At 41.1% G+C, this 17,243-nt stretch carries 11 protein-coding genes; all 11 read right to left on the reverse strand.

Annotated elements, in window-relative coordinates; translation table 11 throughout:
• Positions 1–2,388 (reverse strand): KxYKxGKxW signal peptide domain-containing protein (locus D8862_RS08600; protein WP_472725570.1); only part of this gene is annotated, 2,388 nt, incomplete at its 3' end.
• Between the two features lie 381 nt (positions 2,389–2,769).
• Complete coding sequence (locus tag D8862_RS08605; protein ID WP_000066115.1) at positions 2,770–2,946, reverse strand: hypothetical protein; 177 nt, start codon at positions 2,944–2,946, stop codon at positions 2,770–2,772.
• A 68-nt stretch (positions 2,947–3,014) separates the two neighbouring features.
• A complete protein-coding gene (gene gtfB, locus D8862_RS08610; protein WP_125449996.1) occupies positions 3,015–4,343 on the reverse strand; it encodes an accessory Sec system glycosylation chaperone GtfB in 1,329 nt (442 codons plus the stop codon).
• Between the two features lie 27 nt (positions 4,344–4,370).
• Positions 4,371–5,900: an accessory Sec system glycosyltransferase GtfA gene (gene gtfA, locus D8862_RS08615; RefSeq protein ID WP_125449998.1), complete on the reverse strand. Its 1,530-nt coding sequence runs from the start codon at positions 5,898–5,900 to the stop codon at positions 4,371–4,373.
• A gap of 14 nt (positions 5,901–5,914) precedes the next feature.
• Positions 5,915–6,601 carry a hypothetical protein gene (locus D8862_RS08620; RefSeq protein ID WP_038804382.1) on the reverse strand — a complete coding sequence of 229 codons (687 nt, stop codon included), beginning with the start codon at positions 6,599–6,601 and terminating at the stop codon, positions 5,915–5,917.
• Positions 6,602–6,858: 257 nt separating this feature from the next.
• Positions 6,859–8,034: a family 1 glycosylhydrolase gene (locus tag D8862_RS08625; RefSeq protein ID WP_084945362.1), complete on the reverse strand. Its 1,176-nt coding sequence runs from the start codon at positions 8,032–8,034 to the stop codon at positions 6,859–6,861.
• Positions 8,035–8,090: 56 nt separating this feature from the next.
• Positions 8,091–10,598, reverse strand: coding sequence for a hypothetical protein (locus D8862_RS08630; protein ID WP_125450000.1), 2,508 nt, complete (start codon positions 10,596–10,598; stop codon positions 8,091–8,093).
• 68 nt (positions 10,599–10,666) lie between these two features.
• A complete protein-coding gene (gene secA2 / locus D8862_RS08635; protein ID WP_125450002.1) occupies positions 10,667–13,054 on the reverse strand; it encodes an accessory Sec system translocase SecA2 in 2,388 nt (795 codons plus the stop codon).
• The gene (gene asp3, locus D8862_RS08640) at positions 13,044–14,078 is read right to left on the reverse strand and encodes an accessory Sec system protein Asp3 (RefSeq protein WP_125450004.1); all 1,035 of its coding nucleotides are present in this window, start codon (positions 14,076–14,078) and stop codon (positions 13,044–13,046) included. Before asp3 ends, secA2 begins: the two co-directional genes overlap by 11 nt.
• A complete protein-coding gene (gene asp2, locus D8862_RS08645) occupies positions 14,075–15,655 on the reverse strand; it encodes an accessory Sec system protein Asp2 (protein ID WP_125450006.1) in 1,581 nt (526 codons plus the stop codon). The genes asp3 and asp2 overlap by 4 nt, the downstream gene beginning before the upstream one ends.
• Complete coding sequence (gene asp1, locus D8862_RS08650) at positions 15,642–17,240, reverse strand: accessory Sec system protein Asp1 (protein ID WP_125450008.1); 1,599 nt, start codon at positions 17,238–17,240, stop codon at positions 15,642–15,644. Before asp1 ends, asp2 begins: the two co-directional genes overlap by 14 nt.
• Positions 17,241–17,243 lie beyond the last annotated feature (3 nt).

Genomic DNA, 17,243 nt, shown 5'->3' on the forward strand with positions numbered 1-17,243 from the left:
GTTGTTAGATGCTGAAGCTGAGGCACTTTGGCTAGCACTTACAGATGCTGAAGTACTTTGANTTGCTGATACTGATGCGCTTGCTGATTGACTTGCACTTACAGATGCTGAGTGGCTTGCGCTTGCTGAAGCACTTTGGCTAGCATTTGCTGAGCTTGATGCTGATTGGCTAGCACTGATACTTGCTGATACAGATGCTGATGCGCTTTGGCTTGCACTAATTGACGCAGACTGGCTCGCGCTTGCTGATGCTGAAGCACTTTGACTAGCATTTGCTGAGCTTGATGCTGATTGGCTCGCACTCACAGATGCTGAGGCTGAACGACTTGCAGATACTGAAGCACTGGCCGAACGGCTTGAACTTACGCTCGCTGAGGCTGAGCGACTCGCACTAGTTGATGCACTCGCTGAACGGCTTGAGCTTACGCTCGCTGAGGCTGAACGACTTGCACTAAGCGATGCACTCGCTGAAGCACTGGCCGAACGACTTGAGCTTACACTTGCTGAAGCTGAGCGACTTGCGCTAAGCGATGCACTGGCTGAAGCACTTGCTGAACGGCTTGAACTTACAGATGCTGAGGCTGAACGACTTGCGCTAAGTGATGCGCTGGCTGAAGCACTGGCCGAACGGCTTGAACTTACGCTCGCTGAGGCTGAGCGACTCGCACTAGTTGATGCACTCGCTGAACGGCTTGAGCTTACGCTCGCTGAGGCTGAACGACTTGCACTAAGCGATGCACTGGCTGATTGGCTAGCTGATACAGATGCTGAGTGGCTTGCACTTGCTGAAGCACTTTGGCTAGCATTTGCTGAGCTTGATGCTGATTGGCTCGCACTAATTGACGCAGACTGGCTCGCGCTTGCTGAGTGGGATTGATATGCGCTAAGTGAGGCACTCGCTGAAGCACTGGCCGACAGTGACTGTTGCTTACTTGTTGAAGTAGACTTGCTACCAGCATCACTGATGTTCAGGCTAAAGTTTCTCAAAGGTTGATAATCCCCAACAGAACCGTATTCTCTACGAGCAAGGTAAAACGGAAGCTTAGTTTTCGCATTCGGTCCAGGCGTTTGGACAGTACCAGTAATACGAGCTATAACCCTATTAGGCCCAGATTGCGTAAACGTAGTCGTTATCCCCAATGCATGAGTAGGTCTCATATCATTGGTTACCAGTGCTAAGTACTGCGGATGGATAGGTGCCCCTTCAATCACTACTGAGTAATCAATTCTTTGACCTGGTTCAACTGTAACATGTCCTGGTCCACTTATGATTGTAGCACCGCGCGAATAAGTGATATTTCCTTGTCGGTTTAGATTTCCTGCTTGACGGAAACCTGAGTAACCTTCTTTTGGTGCAGTAGTTACTTGCTTATCTGCTGCTTGGTCTTTCTCAGCTTGCTTGGTTGTATCCTTACCTTGGGCTTGGTTCTTATCCGCTACAACACCAGCTGCGATATTATTGCTTGTTGTTGTTGCTTGACTTGTGCTAAGAGCTGCACTTACCAAACTTTGGTTAGCACTGCCTGATACAAGACTTGCCGCAGGGTTGACCTTATGGTTGAGCGATGCAGAAGCTGAGGTAGACACAGAAGCCTGCGCTGATGGTTCGCTAACAGCTGATGTACTCTCAACTACAGATGCAGGCGCTTGAGCGCTCGCTGGCTCTGATGGTGTAGAGCTTGCTGAGGCAGATGCTTTTGCACTTGCTGAGGCTGATACAGGAGCTGATGTTAATTGACTCGCTGACTCAGATGCTGGAGCAGTTGACTGACCTGCTGATGTTGAAGCACTTGCAGATGCTGACTGACTTGCTGAAACTGACTGACTTGCTGAGGTAGATTGACTGACTGAAGCTGACTGACTCGCACTCGCTTGAGCCTCAACAGATTGACTGACTGATACGGAAGCTGAGGCAGATGTTTGTTCTGCTTGAGCTTTCTTTACTTCTGCTTGCGCTTGAGCAATGATTGAGTTAGTACTTGTTTCAGTTGTTTCAGCTGCTTTTGGTTCAGCAGCGATGACTGTTTTATCCTTTTCTGCATACTCAGATGTTTCATCCGCATAAACAGTTTGCTCTTGAGTCATCACAAATCCTGCAGCTCCCGCGGCCAGGATTCCCCCTATACCCGCTAGCGTGTTAAAACTAAGGTGTGCGTGATCAAGTTCTTCAGTGTCTGACAGGGTACTAGAGACAACTTCGCCCATCCCACCGATACGGAAGAGATCCAATTGAGAGTTCGAGGCTTTTACCCAGTTTTTACCCGACTTGTAAAGCTTATAACGCTTTTTCTCATCTACGATCTCGAAATCTTTGTTAAATTTTTTACTTCGAAACATTTGATTCCTTTCTTTTATCCAAATGCGACCCTTTGTTAACCTCATGATCATTAACAAAGTGTAGTTGCGCTGCCCTCTCAAAACCAAAGCCAATAAAAGCCGCAGTCAGTCTCAGTTTTTATCCCTTTGACTCAGAAAAAGCAGATTCCATCTGGGATATACCAGTTGCTTTTATCTAGTATATACCATTTATCATTCTACCAAAAAGGCTCCTCCTTTTCAAGCATTTATACTCGAAATGACCAATGAAAACGCCTAATTTTTAGCTAAAATTCGCTTTTACGTTTCAAATTGTTGGAAGCGTTTTATTATCTTTCGAAATCCCTACTCCCCCTTTTCACACTAGTTCAATTAGATAGAGACAAAAAACCTTGACGAGCAAATCGTCAAGGTTCATCTGTTCTAGAGACCTCCTCCGTCCAGAAAAAAATCCTAGAAAAAGTGTCCCAACTGCATGAGTAGCGTGACCAAAAGGGTGACGAGAAAGAGAACTCCGCCCAACACAGCAATCATGCTAAAATCTTGCTTCTCCCTTTTTAGGGGTTTCTTTCGATTATCTAGCTGTTCTCGTATATGTTCTTGTAAAATGCCATTGTCCTTGTTAGACATGTGCTCCTCCTTTTCTATTGATAGAAAGGAACTTGCTTTCGTCGAAAGCAAGCCCTTGTCTTATTAGCTTATAAAATTGCCTTGTAGGATTCCAGATCAGCCTGATTCGCCGCCTGTTTTTGCTTAGCAAGAGCAGCCTCCATTTCAGACGGAAGAGAGAGAACTCCCTGAATCTTACCTACCATGGCTGATACATTTTCCACCGGATAAATGTGGCTTTCTGCAACGAAACGATGATTGTGACAAGTCGTCTCAAAACTGAGAATCAGCATATTATTCTCAAAAGCTGTTCGACTGCCATTGAGAATTTCATCGCTGATATTGATGTCCAGATACAAGTCACAGCGAGCAAAAAGTTCATTCACCTTAGCTGGACGAATATTAGGATAGAGGGAAATATTCGGATAGCGATTTAATTCCATCAAATGACTTGACATCTCAGTAATCGCTCCAATATGGAAATGAACATTTGGTAATTGAGTCAAAAGTGACTCAATTTGCTCGATTTGGTCACTATTCGTCAGGATCAAAGCTTCTGGATTCATATTATTGAGGCGATGGTATTGATAGAGATAACCGACATTGCGGAAGTAACTCTTCTCTTTTGGTGTTGCAAGCTTGAGGATTTTATCATAAACTTGCTTATCCTGTACTGCAATACGGATGTTGCGATGAGGCAACTGCATCGCTGCTTTCATGTTACCCGGCAGCTCCTCTCCAATCGGCTCCTGCCAGAAGAGAATATCCTCTGCTCGTCCTTCTTTTGGAGTCAGACCAACGGCTACTAAAAATGGTGTTGCTAGAGAATTGTAGATAATGCGATCTGTATCATATCCACGATATCGCAAGTAAAAAATTACAAATTCTTGCTTAGAATTGAAAATATGGCGTTTTCCATCAAGAGTTAAGACAATATCCTCTGTTAGATGATTTTCCATAATCACCGTTACGTTATCTTGATTAAAGTAGCGTGTATGAGTTGGACATTGGGCATCATCATAGGTAATCTGTGCAAAGAGACGTCCCTTGCGATTGTAAATGTCCGCAGCACGTACGCGACCTTGATCATCCAACCACTCGACTGCACGCACGCGACGTTCGTGTGTTGGTTGACGGTAAAAGATATTGGCACGTTTTTTACCCATATCTAAGATTTCACCATTAACATTACTCGAGCGGATTTCCCACAAATGAGGCTTTGGAACAAGGTTAAAATAAAGAGGTAGATCGTCCTCTGAAGCCACATCTCCAGTAAAGTAACTGTAAGGCGACTCAACATCAGGTGCGAGGTAGCCATCGTCTCGGATCACGACAACAGGGCAGTCTAACCCAGCTGCCTTAAGTGAACGTAACAAATCAAAACTCGCTTGATCATAGCGTTCAAATAAACAAATCATAGTGTTTATGCCTTTCTTTTCGAATCCCTACTGATGCTGTGCAGATTGAACAAGATCATACCAACGCTGGGCGATATGTTCATCAAGATATGGTTCTGCCACCTCGTAGGACACACGGGATAAATCTTCTTGGGAATGTTGAGTAAATAGCTGGACAATCTTTTCTGCATATTCCGTTGTCATTGCATCCAAATCATCTGGACGCGCCTCAGGAATCAAGTAGCCATTTTCCCCATCACGGATAAAGGTTGGATTTCCATAACGTACATCAAAACCAATAATTGGCAGACCAGAGCCAACCGCTTCTAACAAAGTCAAACCAAATCCTTCACTTGTGGAGGCAGAGAGGTAAGCAGAGTAATTTCGATACACATCTGCCATGTGGTGATGCCCCATCAGACGGATATACTCTCCTGCATTCAACTCATGAATCAACTGCTCCAACATAGCTCTTTCGCCACCCGTACCATAGATATCAAAAGTGATTTCAGGTAATTGCTCATGTGCCTTCACTACAGAGTGAATCAACCAATCAATATGCTTTTCACTGGCCAAGCGCGAAGCTGTAATCAATCCAAACGGCTTGCGCTCTCCTTCTGGATGACGCAATTGATCCAAACTTCCCACCGGAATAGTCAAGATTTCCTTTGGTTTGATGGTTGTATATTGAGCGAATTGTTCTTTGAGTAGATTCGTTTGCGCATCGGTCGAGTTAATGATATAGTCCACTTCGTCAGCATATTCGAACTGATACTCATAATAGTTATTCCATAAAATATAGTCTTTCTCAGCAGGATTTTCACTAAAGTGGTCTGCATGAACGATTACGACTAGCTTTGCAGCGCCCTTATTAGCAAAGATAGCTTGACCAATATCTGTCTCTCGGTCTAAGATCAACAAATCTTTGTCCGTCAGAGACAGACTTCTCATAAAATGCGCGACAAACTCTTGCTTAGAATAGAAAACATGATTTGGGAAACGATAGACTTGCGTCTCCTGTCTACCATCGACTTCATTGATGATTTCTTCATAAGCCACACTGCCATCTTCATTGAGCCAGGTACGTTGATATAATTGCGCATGACCATTCATCGGACTAAAATACTCGATAAAATTCTTCGTATAAGTATAGTACTCTTTTTGAATCAAACAACCACGCGAAACAATTTCAGCGCGCTCAATCAACTCTTTGTCCATATCACAGGCATAACAAGTCACAAAATCACCATCACCAAATACTAGTCGGATCGTCTTCATATCGGTGTCGCGGATAATTTCGAGGGGCTCTTTATCGAAACTCGCTAAGACCTGTGCTAGCGTATAGGTCGTCGGTGCAATTTTGACATCTGTAAAGTGCTGATAAAGCCAGATAACCTCAGAATCTTCAAAGCCGATATTCTTTGTCAAATGTTCAATGTTATCAGCAGATATAAAATCCATAAAGATGAACTTCGCTTCTAAGCCAACACTACGAAGCAATTTTGCACGGTAGATCTGCGCATATTCTACACCGCTACTCGCCCAGCCAATCCCCAAATTGATGTTATAAATTGTCATATTTGATTATCCTCTTACAAAAAGTTATCTCGTTTAATTCTTGAAAGACGTTTGATTCTCTTGCCCTTATCATCATCTAACTTATCTTCGTCTTTCTTTTTAGGTTTTGCGCGACGTGAAGTGATGTAGCTGACAGAGATGGTACTATCTGTTCCTGTTTTTGCAAGGGGTTGTTCGAGATGGAGTTTTTCTCTCTCAGGCACCACCTCTTCTTTCTCCTTAGCAACTTCTTCTGGTCTATCAAGTTCTTTACGCAATTCTTGAATTTTTTTGATATCTTTTGGTTTACCATCGATATCGTCCAGTTCTAGAAAATCATCAATTCGACTAATAATATTTTTAATTTTTTCTTTTTGTAAATTATACAATCTCTCAGCCTCTGCCCGTTTTTTAGTCAGAGTATCGATTTCTTCGAGAATAGATTCTCTCGTATCTAAGTAGTCTTTTTGTGCCTTTTCTAAAACTTCTTTAGCTTCTTTTTCGGCCCTATCGTGAGCTTCAATGACAAGAGATTTGGCATAAATGACTGCTTCACCAATCTCTTTCTCTTGATTCTTCATAGAGTCGATTTTTTTACGTAGGGATTCAATCTTTTCATTCTTCTTTTGAATTTCACGATCGAACCCTTCCTCTAATGCTTCGATACAATCTTCGACTTCCTTAGCACGGTAGTTACCGAACAATGTTTTCTTCAGTCTCATTTTGCTCCCTCTATTCCTTACTTATTCTAATTTACACTACTACTTCTCATTGTAGCATAAAATAGCGTAAATTGCTATTCTTTTCTAAGCTCCAAATAAGGAAAATATCCTGAAGCGCTATCAAGCAAAACCCGAACTTAGTTTAAAGCTCATTCATTTCTAAAAAAATGTCTGATTGATAGGTCAGACATTTTTAAAAGTAAAAACATGAACGCTACTTCTTAGACCAGAAAGAATTCGAGTTATTACTTCCTATTTTAAAATTTTAGTTCCGTCCAAGTAAGCGGTGTATAGCCAAGCAATTCCACACCATCATACTCGACTGTTTTCACGATCTCTTGGATGTTTGTTTTCAGCTCTTCAGTTGCTACACTATTTGAATCATCCAAGACCACATCATCTTCCACGACGAAGAGTGGTTTTTGGTAACGATCATAAAGATTGTTCATCACGAGACGAAGTCCCACAGAATCAATGCGATTTTGATTTTGGCCATTACTTGCATATTTGTTGATAAAAACTTCTTGGGAATTGCTTGATGCATAATAACTGAAGCTGACAAAGTCAATTTTCCCATCTCTTAGGACAAAGAGGTCATCATTTTCAATATCCAAGGCGATTTGATCACGTTCCAAACGACGTAAAAAGTGATTTGGGTAGTATCCACGCACTTGCACGTCTGTAAACAAATAATTTTCCCTATCTTTGACTTCTGCTTCCATTACATCAATAGCATTTTCAGTTTGCTGACTGTAGTTTTTACTAACAACCATCATCCCACCAAACTGAAACTCTGGATTGATTGTTTTTCCGAGCTTGATTGCACGTGCAGAAGCAACTAATTGATAATGAGCTGCTTGCCAAATCACCTGTTCTTGATTGTCATCTGCTCCAAAAGACAATCCCCCACCAAGAAACGGCAAATGGTGCAAAACGTTGAACTCATTGAAGGTAATCCAATACTTCACTTTGTCCTTAAAGTACTGAAAGACCGCTTCTGCGTAACGCTCAAAGAGTTCGATCATCTTGCGGCTTTTCCAAGCTCCATATTTTTCGTATAGATTCAGCGGAAGGTCAAAGTGACTCAAAGTCACAATAGGTTCGATATCTTTTTCTAATACGTCATCGATGATTGCTTCATAATATTTCAATCCCTCTTCACTCGGTTGCAGCTCTTCACCATTTGGAAAGATGCGTGCCCAAGAAATCGAGATTCTATAGGCATTAAAACCCATTGATTGAATTAAATTCAGCTCTTCCGTATAATCTCTCTGACCTACTGAGGCAAATCTCCCCAGGATATCATAAGATCCTAAAGGTACATTTTTGTAGTCAACTGTTCCATTCAGAACTTCTATCCGAGATTGGTCAACTGGTAATACATCTGTAGTACCCAAACCTTTGTTACTATTTGACATCATATTTCTAATCATAGTGGCTCCTTTTGATTTTTATTATTTCTATTTAATGATTGCAAGTTCTGATATTTTTAGGATGATTTAGCATCTTCCTTTTTTTGAGTAATAGCAGCCAAACCAGACAATTCACTTGCAACATTTCTTAAGTCACGTGCTAGGGGCTGCGAACCTGGTCTGAGTAGGTGATAGAGTTGGCGTTCCGTCATCCTTAAATTTGTTCCATTTGATTCTGAATAGTGAGACAGATGTTTCAGAGAGTCTTGCAAATCTATATTCTTTATTGATTCTTCTCTATTTTCAAGCTCCTGTTGCTCCTCAGCAATATGTGTTTGAGACGATCCTTCTTCAGAAATTTCAGGTGTCATCACTTCTTGCACTTTTTGCTGGTGAGTTAGAGGGCTCATATCCAGTTCAGAGAGGCTCTTATACAGACGTTCCGAAGTATGCAAGTCATGCGCGAATACTTCTGTCTCCGCTACACTCTGTCTATAGGAACCAAATTCTGATTCTAACATACTATAGGATTGAGATAGGGATGCTTTCCTTAAACTCACCGAATCAGCTACACTCTGACTTTGACTTAAGGATTCAGATATTTGTTGGCTTTGACTCAAGGATTCAGACTCACTGAGATAGAGGACTTCGCTCAAACTTAACGACTCGGACTCAGAAAGTAGATGAGAAATCATCTCACTCAAGGATTCAGACTCCGAAAGGGATTCCCACTCGCTCTGGCTTAGGCTATAGAACTCAGACTCGGAGACACTCTGACTCGCTTGTTCTGATTCGGAAGAACTCCACCACTCTGATTCTGAAAAGCTTTGGGATTCGGATATGGATTCCCACTCGCTCTGGCTTAGGCTATAGAACTCAGACTCGGAAACACTCTGACTTGCTTGTTCTGATTCAGAATAACTCCACCACTCTGATTCTGAAGAGCTTTGGGATTCGGATATGGATTCCCACTCACTCTGGCTTAGGCTATAAAACTCAGACTCGGAAACACTCTGACTTGCTTGTTCTGATTCAGAATAACTCCACCACTCTGATTCTGAAGAGCTTTGGGATTCGGATATGGATTCCCATTCACTCTGGCTTAGGCTATAGAACTCAGACTCGGAGACACTCTGACTCGCTTGCTCTGATTCGGAAGAACTCCACCACTCTGATTCTGAAGAGCTTTGGGATTCGGATATGGATTCCCATTCACTCTGGCTTAGACTATAGAACTCAGACTCGGAAACGCTCTGGCTTAGGCTATAGAACTCAGACTCGGAGACACTCTGACTCGCTTGCTCTGATTCAGAAGAACTCCACCACTCTGATTCTGAAGAGCTTTGGGATTTGGATATGGATTCCCATTCACTCTGGCTTAGGCTATAGAACTCAGACTCGGAGACACTCTGACTCGCTTGTTCTGATTCAGAAGAACTCCACCACTCTGATTCTGAAGAGCTTTGGGATTCGGATATGGATTCCCACTCGCTCTGGCTTAGGCTATAGAACTCGGACTCGGAGACACTCTGACTCGCTTGCTCTGATTCGGAAGAACTCCACCACTCTGCTTCTGAAGAGCTTTGGGATTCGGAAACGGATTCCCACTCACTCTGGCTCAGGCTATAGAACTCAGACTCAGAAACACTCTGACTTGCTTGCTCTGATTCGGAAGAACTCCACCACTCTGATTCTGAAGAACTTTGGGATTCGGATATAGATTCCCACTCGCTCTGGCTTAGGCTATAGAACTCAGACTCGGAGACACTCTGACTTGCTTGCTCTGATTCAGAAGAACTCCACCACTCTGATTCTGAAGAACTTTGGGATTCGGATATGGATTCCCACTCGCTCTGGCTTAGGCTATAGAACTCAGACTCGGAAACACTCTGATTCGCTTGTTCTGATTCTGAAGAACTCCACCACTCTGATTCTGAAGAGCTTTGGGATTCGGATATGGATTCCCATTCACTCTGGCTTAGGCTATAGAACTCAGACTCGGAGACACTCTGACTCGCTTGCTCTGATTCATTCAAAGAAAGAGGCTCTGAGTATGCAATACTTTCACTCAAAGAGAATGCGTCCGTATCCTGACAAAGGGACTCCTCTGTCAAATGCTCAGAAATAGAGAGGCTATCAACCAAGGAAAGAGACTCAAATTCAGATTCTGAAGAAGAGACCACTAATGAGTAGTTCTCAGACATGGACTCTCGAAGCGAGAATCCTTTTGCTGATATACTTTGGCTAACCGACTCACTGTACGAATCTGCGACAGAAAGGCTGAGGGAAGCTAAAGCGCTAGTTGACAAACTCTGACTAACATTCTTTATCAAGTCAGCCACTCCCAAACTGTTCCTTTCCTGAAAGTCTTCTAAGGCTTCCATGACAGAAACTGACTCTGTTGGCAACTCGAGATCTTCACTAGCACTCAGAATAATTTCCTTTTGCTCTTTGAGTTTTCGACTAACGGGCTTTGATTTAGTTGCATCCAGGCTACGGTAATCACTATCTTCCCTACCCTTTTGCTTAAACTTTGATATCAAACGTTTAAATCCCTTTAGCTCTTTGTTATTATTTTTACTCATAATATGATTTTCTCCAAAAATACAGTTATATCATCATTATAAAGTCTACAACAGAATCTGTCAAAGTATTAGCCAAAGAAAACTTCTAACTTCCCAGAAGGCTTAATATTAATGTAACTCAATGCCATATTTTTTATAATGTTTAGATTTATATCTGCATTCATTCTTTTGTATGATTTAAAAGCTTCTTTATGAAACTCAAAGACAGGATTTTTTTGGGCATACCCTTGACTAGACACCAAACCTTGAAATTGCTGTAAATAGTCAACCTGCTCAACCCAACAGTCATCTATCGCTCTCAAAACAACAGTTCGTTGAAATTGATTGAACAACTCTGAATCCTTGATTTTATCTTTTTTCTGCTGGTATTCTGAAACAAGGAGGTCAGATAAAAACTTTTTAACTTGCCGTAAATCCGTGACATCTAGATCATCTGGAATATCCTCGCAGTAATAACTAATGTTATCCAAAACAAAGCGAAATAAATCCGCCCGCTCTTTAAACGGTGTTTTACTTGTATAAATGTCTACTGCATCCGATAGGGTAGACAAGAAATAGGCCAAATCAAAATCTGGATGAGAGATGAGCTTATTACGCTTATTGTAGATAATCTGTCGCTGAATACGGATACTTTCATCATATCGTTCCGTTGAACGTCTGGAAGCAGCTGATGCGTTATCACTATTCTTCTGAGCTTCTTCAACCGCATATCTAATACGACGAGAGGTCAAATGAATCTTTTGTTTTTCCTCTGGTTTTGCAATTTCTTTGTGATAGTACTCACTAATCCATTTGCTACCAGACTTGGAAATAAGATCATCCTCAAGAGAAATAAAGAATTTGCTCAATCCTGGAGCGCCTTGTCGTCCGGCACGACCGCGAAGCTGCAAATCGACTCGCTCACTGGACATTCTCTCTGTTCCAACAACAGCAAGTCCACCCAACTCAGCAACCCCTTCTTCCAAGATAATATCTGTTCCACGACCTGCCATTGATGTTGCTACCGTCACTGCAGAACGTCTACCAGCCAGTGCGATCATCTCAGCCTCTTTCGCTGCATTATGGGCGTTCAACACATTATGGGCGATTCCCTCCTGGAGTAAGAGCATAGAATAAATCTCAGACATTCCAACCGATCCTGTCGCAATTAAAACTGGCTGTCCTTTTTTATGTAATTTTTTGATATACTCCAATGAAGCATATAACTTTTGAGGAATCGTGAGATAGATTTCATCTGGATAATCAATTCGTAAATTGGGTTTTCGTGTAGGAACAACTACGACTCCCAAGTCGTAAACGTCTCTGAACTCCTCCTCACAAACTTTACCAGTACCCGTCATTCCTGCTAATTTTGGAAACATTCTAAATAAATTTTGATAGGTAATAGAGGCCATCGAACGCGTTTCCAATGTGATTTTCACACGTTCTCTGGCTTCTAGTGCTTGGTGCAGCCCTGATTGGAGTTTGTTTCCTTCCAAGAGACGTCCTGTCGCCTCATCCATCAGTTTAACTTCGCCATTATCCACTGTGTACTGACGATCTTTTTCAAATAAGTGGTTAGCTCTCAAAGCTAGGTTAATTTGGCGAATGAGCTGGTAATTATCTGGATCATAGGCATTCTGAACGCGAAAATAAACCTCTGCTTCCTTTACTCCTTTTCTCGTCAACCATACAGACGTCCGAGTGGAGTCTAGATTAAAATCTTCCCCTTCTTTTAGAGTTTTCACAAACTCATCACACGAGAGAAAGAGGTTGGATTGAACCCGAGGAGAACCTGAAATGATTAGGGGCATCTGCGCACTATCTAGCAAGGCTGCATCTACTTCATCGACCAAACAAAAATAAAATTTTGGTAAAAACTTCTTTGATTGAGATGTCGCCAAATTTTCTTCTAGGTAATCAAACCCTAAAGCACTATGTGTTGTATAGACAATATCACTCTTATAGATTTGTTGTTTTTGAGGAATTTTAAGTTTTTTTGTCGGATCGTCCGAGACACCAACCCCAACTGTCATTCCTAAAAATCGAAAAACGGGTGCCATTTGTTTAGCATCACGCGCTGCCAAATATTCATTGGCCGTGACTAAGATCGTACTTTTTTCCGTCAAAGCATTTAGGTATAAAGGAAGGATAGCTGTCAAGGTTTTTCCTTCCCCTGTTCTCATTTCTGCAATCTGATTGTCCTGCATAACCAAGGCCCCTAAAACCTGAACATCATAAGGATATAATCCTAATACACGCTTGGCTGCCTCACGAATGGTTGCATACGCTTCCGGCAAAATGGACTGCAAGCTTTCTCCTCCAGAAAGGCGTTCTTTAAACCATTTTGTCTGAGCTTGCAGTTTCTCATTTGACATAGCTGCATAACTATCAGATAGTTTATTAACCTTCTCCAAAATCTTTTTGTAACGCATTAGTTTATAGGAGTTGGTCAAATTGAATCGTTTAGTTTTCATTCTCTCTCATCCACTCTTCAATCTTTTCCAAGTCAATCGCTTGAAGTAAAAATGACTTATCTAATAAATATTCAATGTTTGCTAGTTCACGTGGTCTAGTCTTCAAGTCCGCATATTCCTTAACTTTTGTCGGATTAAATTGCTGTAGCAATAATTCTTTAAAAATAGGCGGATTTACTCGATTGCGGTAACGTTCCAGCAAGCGTTGATAGTCTAGTTCGCTTAAAAACTCATCCGTCACAAGAGCGTATGAATTTCCAAATTGTTTGGAGTAATGCAAGGCCGCAATATTAGAAATCGCTCCATAACCAACAAAAGCCACTTTTTCAAAAAGATGCTCTTGCGCTAATTCTTCAATCGTTTCAAGCAAGGTTTCGTAAAAACGTTCCTCCATGTATAGAAGCGCTTCTCTATAAGACGAATTAACAATCAATACATTTGAGAAATGTTCGCGAACATGTTCTGGGATAAAACCTGTTCGATTGAGTTCGGGTTCAGTAAAGCAAACATACATCGTTTCTTTCTCGGAATCCTGATGAAGCAAATCAGATATCCAGTAGCGATCCACTGTATAATCCGCCAACTGCTCCTCAGCAACATAAATCCCTTCAAACAGGAAGCGATGACAACCCGAGCTGACTAACTGCACCTTATAATATTGTGTACTATCTGGAACGCATACGCTCACACTCTCTCCCTGTTTAATGATTTGATTCGAAATTTCTTCATCTCGAGCATCCATAAATTCAACCTTTAAGTATGTTGAATTTTCTGGGATGGTTTCTATATGACTGCCAAAAATATAGTTTTGCCCACGTTTCAATTCAGGAAGCTGACTCGTATTGCGTAAAGCCTGATAGTTTGCCCGTGAATGCCATTCATGAATAACTGTTCCCGAAGGCATGAACTGATTTTCATACAAAACATGACCACCATCTAACAGTTTGACAGATGAACCGTATAGATACTGAGATACGCTTTGGATATCCCAATAAGCAAAATAGACTTCTTCCTTGTATCTCACGATTTAAACTCCCTTTCAAAACTATTCATTAATAGCGTTTTATATTGATTAAAGAACCATTCGACAATACCTTGTGTATCGTCGTTGTGTCGTCCAGTCAACCCCTTACTGATAACGCTGACGCGGTAATCTCGCTGTCCTAACTCATCCAGTATATCAGGATAGGCAGACATGTCATAGTCATCTTGATACATAAAGGAGATAATGAATTTTGTTCTTGAGAAATCAGCTGACTCAAAAGCCGTCCAGAAACGTTCGTTAAGCTGAGCTGTAGCTTCACTTGATAACTCCCCTATTGTACGATACACCAAATCCAGTGACGTTGGAAATCCTCCTGGACGAATAGTTGACTCATTTTCTGCCATATCTCCTAAGTTGACAAGAGGTTTTCCGACAATGACGGCATGAGGTTCCAACTTAGAACTATAGTAAAGGGCGCCAAAAGTCCCCATTGATAAACCTGACAAGGTCAGTTGTTCCTTCGTAAAACCAAGTTCATCTAAGCAATTATGAATCACTTGAAGAAGTTTTTGTTCGAGCTCCTCCGATCCAAGATAGAATGCGCCCCCCTCTGAACGCGGATCCCCTACTAGTAAGAATGGCGATCTCAAATTATTCATCATCCAGTACCCTTCAAATCCCTCTGCAGGACGGTACCCTGAAAAATAGATGTTCAACGGTGGTTTCAAATCTCCTGGATGGAAGAAATAAATCAGTTCTTCTCTATTTTTATCGCTAATTCGTTTTCCTCCGACTAACAAGTCTCCATAGCCTAGATGGGAGTCTCGATAGTGGCAGGGACCAAGTTTTACAATTCCTTGTCCTTTTGCTTGAATACTGATACTCAAATAATACGAATCATTTACATCTAACGTCAGAGACCGATCAAAGCTCGTTTCATCATAAATCCATTCTTGCATGGGAGAATTTCCAGCTGGAAAACCTTTAACAACGTAGCGGATCGAACAACCTTCTGAAACCCTGAACTCAGGCCACAGATCTAAGGGCATCTCCCCACTCAGAAAAACATTATGTTGATAGGTCGCAATAGTCTGATAATCCTCGCCGTATCGGCCACACAAACGAAGGTAGTTTGTTCCTTCATAACTGACTTGCCCCTCAAAAGATGGTGCAGCGACTAGATGATTAACACTTAGTTTCGTTCCATTTTGCTTAGAGAAAAAACCACGTGAAAATATATGTAGCATCTGCTCTGGATTTTCAAAATTTGTTTTCACAGCTTTTTTGCGCAAAAGAAATCGTTCCAACGTTTTTGTAGTGATTTGACAACGCTCATGATAGAACAGACGGTAAACCTGAATTTTCTGATCCAAGATAGTGACATACTCTAAATATTCAGCAGTATCTACTAACACGACATCAAACGGTTTGTCTACTTTTTTCTTCTTTTTTTTCCCGTTTTCCGCCTCAACTTCTCTATTTAAGATCCCGATATCTTCTGGCAATAAAGAGACGATGTCTTCTGGTTTGACAAATGTCCATTTTATATTACTAGGAATTTCATATTGCTCCTGCCAATTTTCATCAGCAATTTGCAAAACACTAATTTTTTTCATTTCCTTTTAATTCCTTTATGGTATTTTTCCACATATCGACAATCTCACCCCTTGTATACTGTTCAATCTTCTTGACTGAGTGAACTAGAGATTGATTCCAATGTTCTAAGTTTGTGAGGTAGTATAAGAGTGCCTCTTCAAAATCTGAAATATCCTCTAGAATCCAACCATTTTCTCCATGCTTCACATAAGAAGAACTATACAAGTTAACCTGAGGGATCCCTCCACTAATGCCAGCGATTTGAGTCAACACATCAGCTGGAGTTCCCAAATCTAGTATAATACGAACGTACTTCAGAACTTTAATCAAATCGATGTCGCTATGAATGGCCTCAATATCAATCCGTTCGCGAACAATCTCCTCTTCATCATCAAGAACTCGGTTCTCACCTCTCGCTCTCTTCTCTTTATCAACAAAAATCAATTCTTGTTCATATTCTGGCTTAAGAGATCGATAGCTTTCTAGTACCTGTTTTATATAGGCCTCTCGACCAAAATCCTGACTTTGTGTTCCAACCAGCAAGTCAATCCATTCATTTTTCAACATCATTTCAAACAAAGTCGTAAACACATATTGAATTTGATCTGCTGGTAGATTGTCGTAATTGACGTAAATAATTAACTCTTTTTTTCTTTGACTATGCCCTAGGTTTAGATGAGTGTCATAAGGCGGAATCTCATAAAATCCTGGCAACTGTTCTAGATCCACATTAGCTGCTATCGTTTCAATTTTATTTAAACTATCAACAACGAAGAACGGCGTGTCTGTCAAATCCGTTAGCAGCTGCTCCTGGTTTGTAATTGGATAGCGATCTCCAAAAAAAGACAAGATAACATGATGGTTTTCCTTAATCTTTTGGAAAAAGTGATTGTGCTGCACATCTGACGAAATCACAATCGTATCATCCTTGGTTAGCGAAGAAGTTAGATACTGATCTAGTTTTTCATTGATCAATTCTTCGATATCTCGGTAAACTTCTTTTGTAAATGTAGCCTGTGCCTCAGGGTTGATAAGTACTTGATGATTTTCTGTGCTCAAAAATTCCCTAAACTGCCATGTACCTTGTAAATTTAAATAATCTTGGTAGTAAGGCTGATCATTTTCAAAATAGATGACACTTGAAACAAATCCACGATCATCAAAAATTAGCTGATGATTTGTCTGCCCACCCTCAAAATAAGTAATATCAAAGAAATTACCTGTTTGTGAAAAGTTAATTTTAGCATAGTGTTCTTGATTTAAATATACCTCAATCATAAAAGGAGTATAGAAGAATTCTACTCCTTGAGGCCATTTAATATCTTCCAGACGAATTTTACGTACAGATACATCTGTCAGACCTTGTATGGTATCAAATAGATTCCATACAGTTTCTGGCAATATTCTTTGCTGATAAAGAAAGGTTCGAATATGTGGTGAATAGTTCAAAATCAGAGTGGTATTTGCCTCTCCTGATTGCTGAAACATTCGCAGCAAATTCACCGCATCATCAAACATCATATTTTTAGACACGTAATAGAAAGGCAGAGTGGTAGAATACCATTTCCGATCTTGTCTATACCAAGATGGTACAAAGTAAAACATATC

Origin of the sequence: Streptococcus oralis (assembly GCF_003942585.1) — a bacterium.
In the GTDB taxonomy this organism is placed as follows: Bacteria; Bacillota; Bacilli; order Lactobacillales; family Streptococcaceae; genus Streptococcus; species Streptococcus oralis_BE.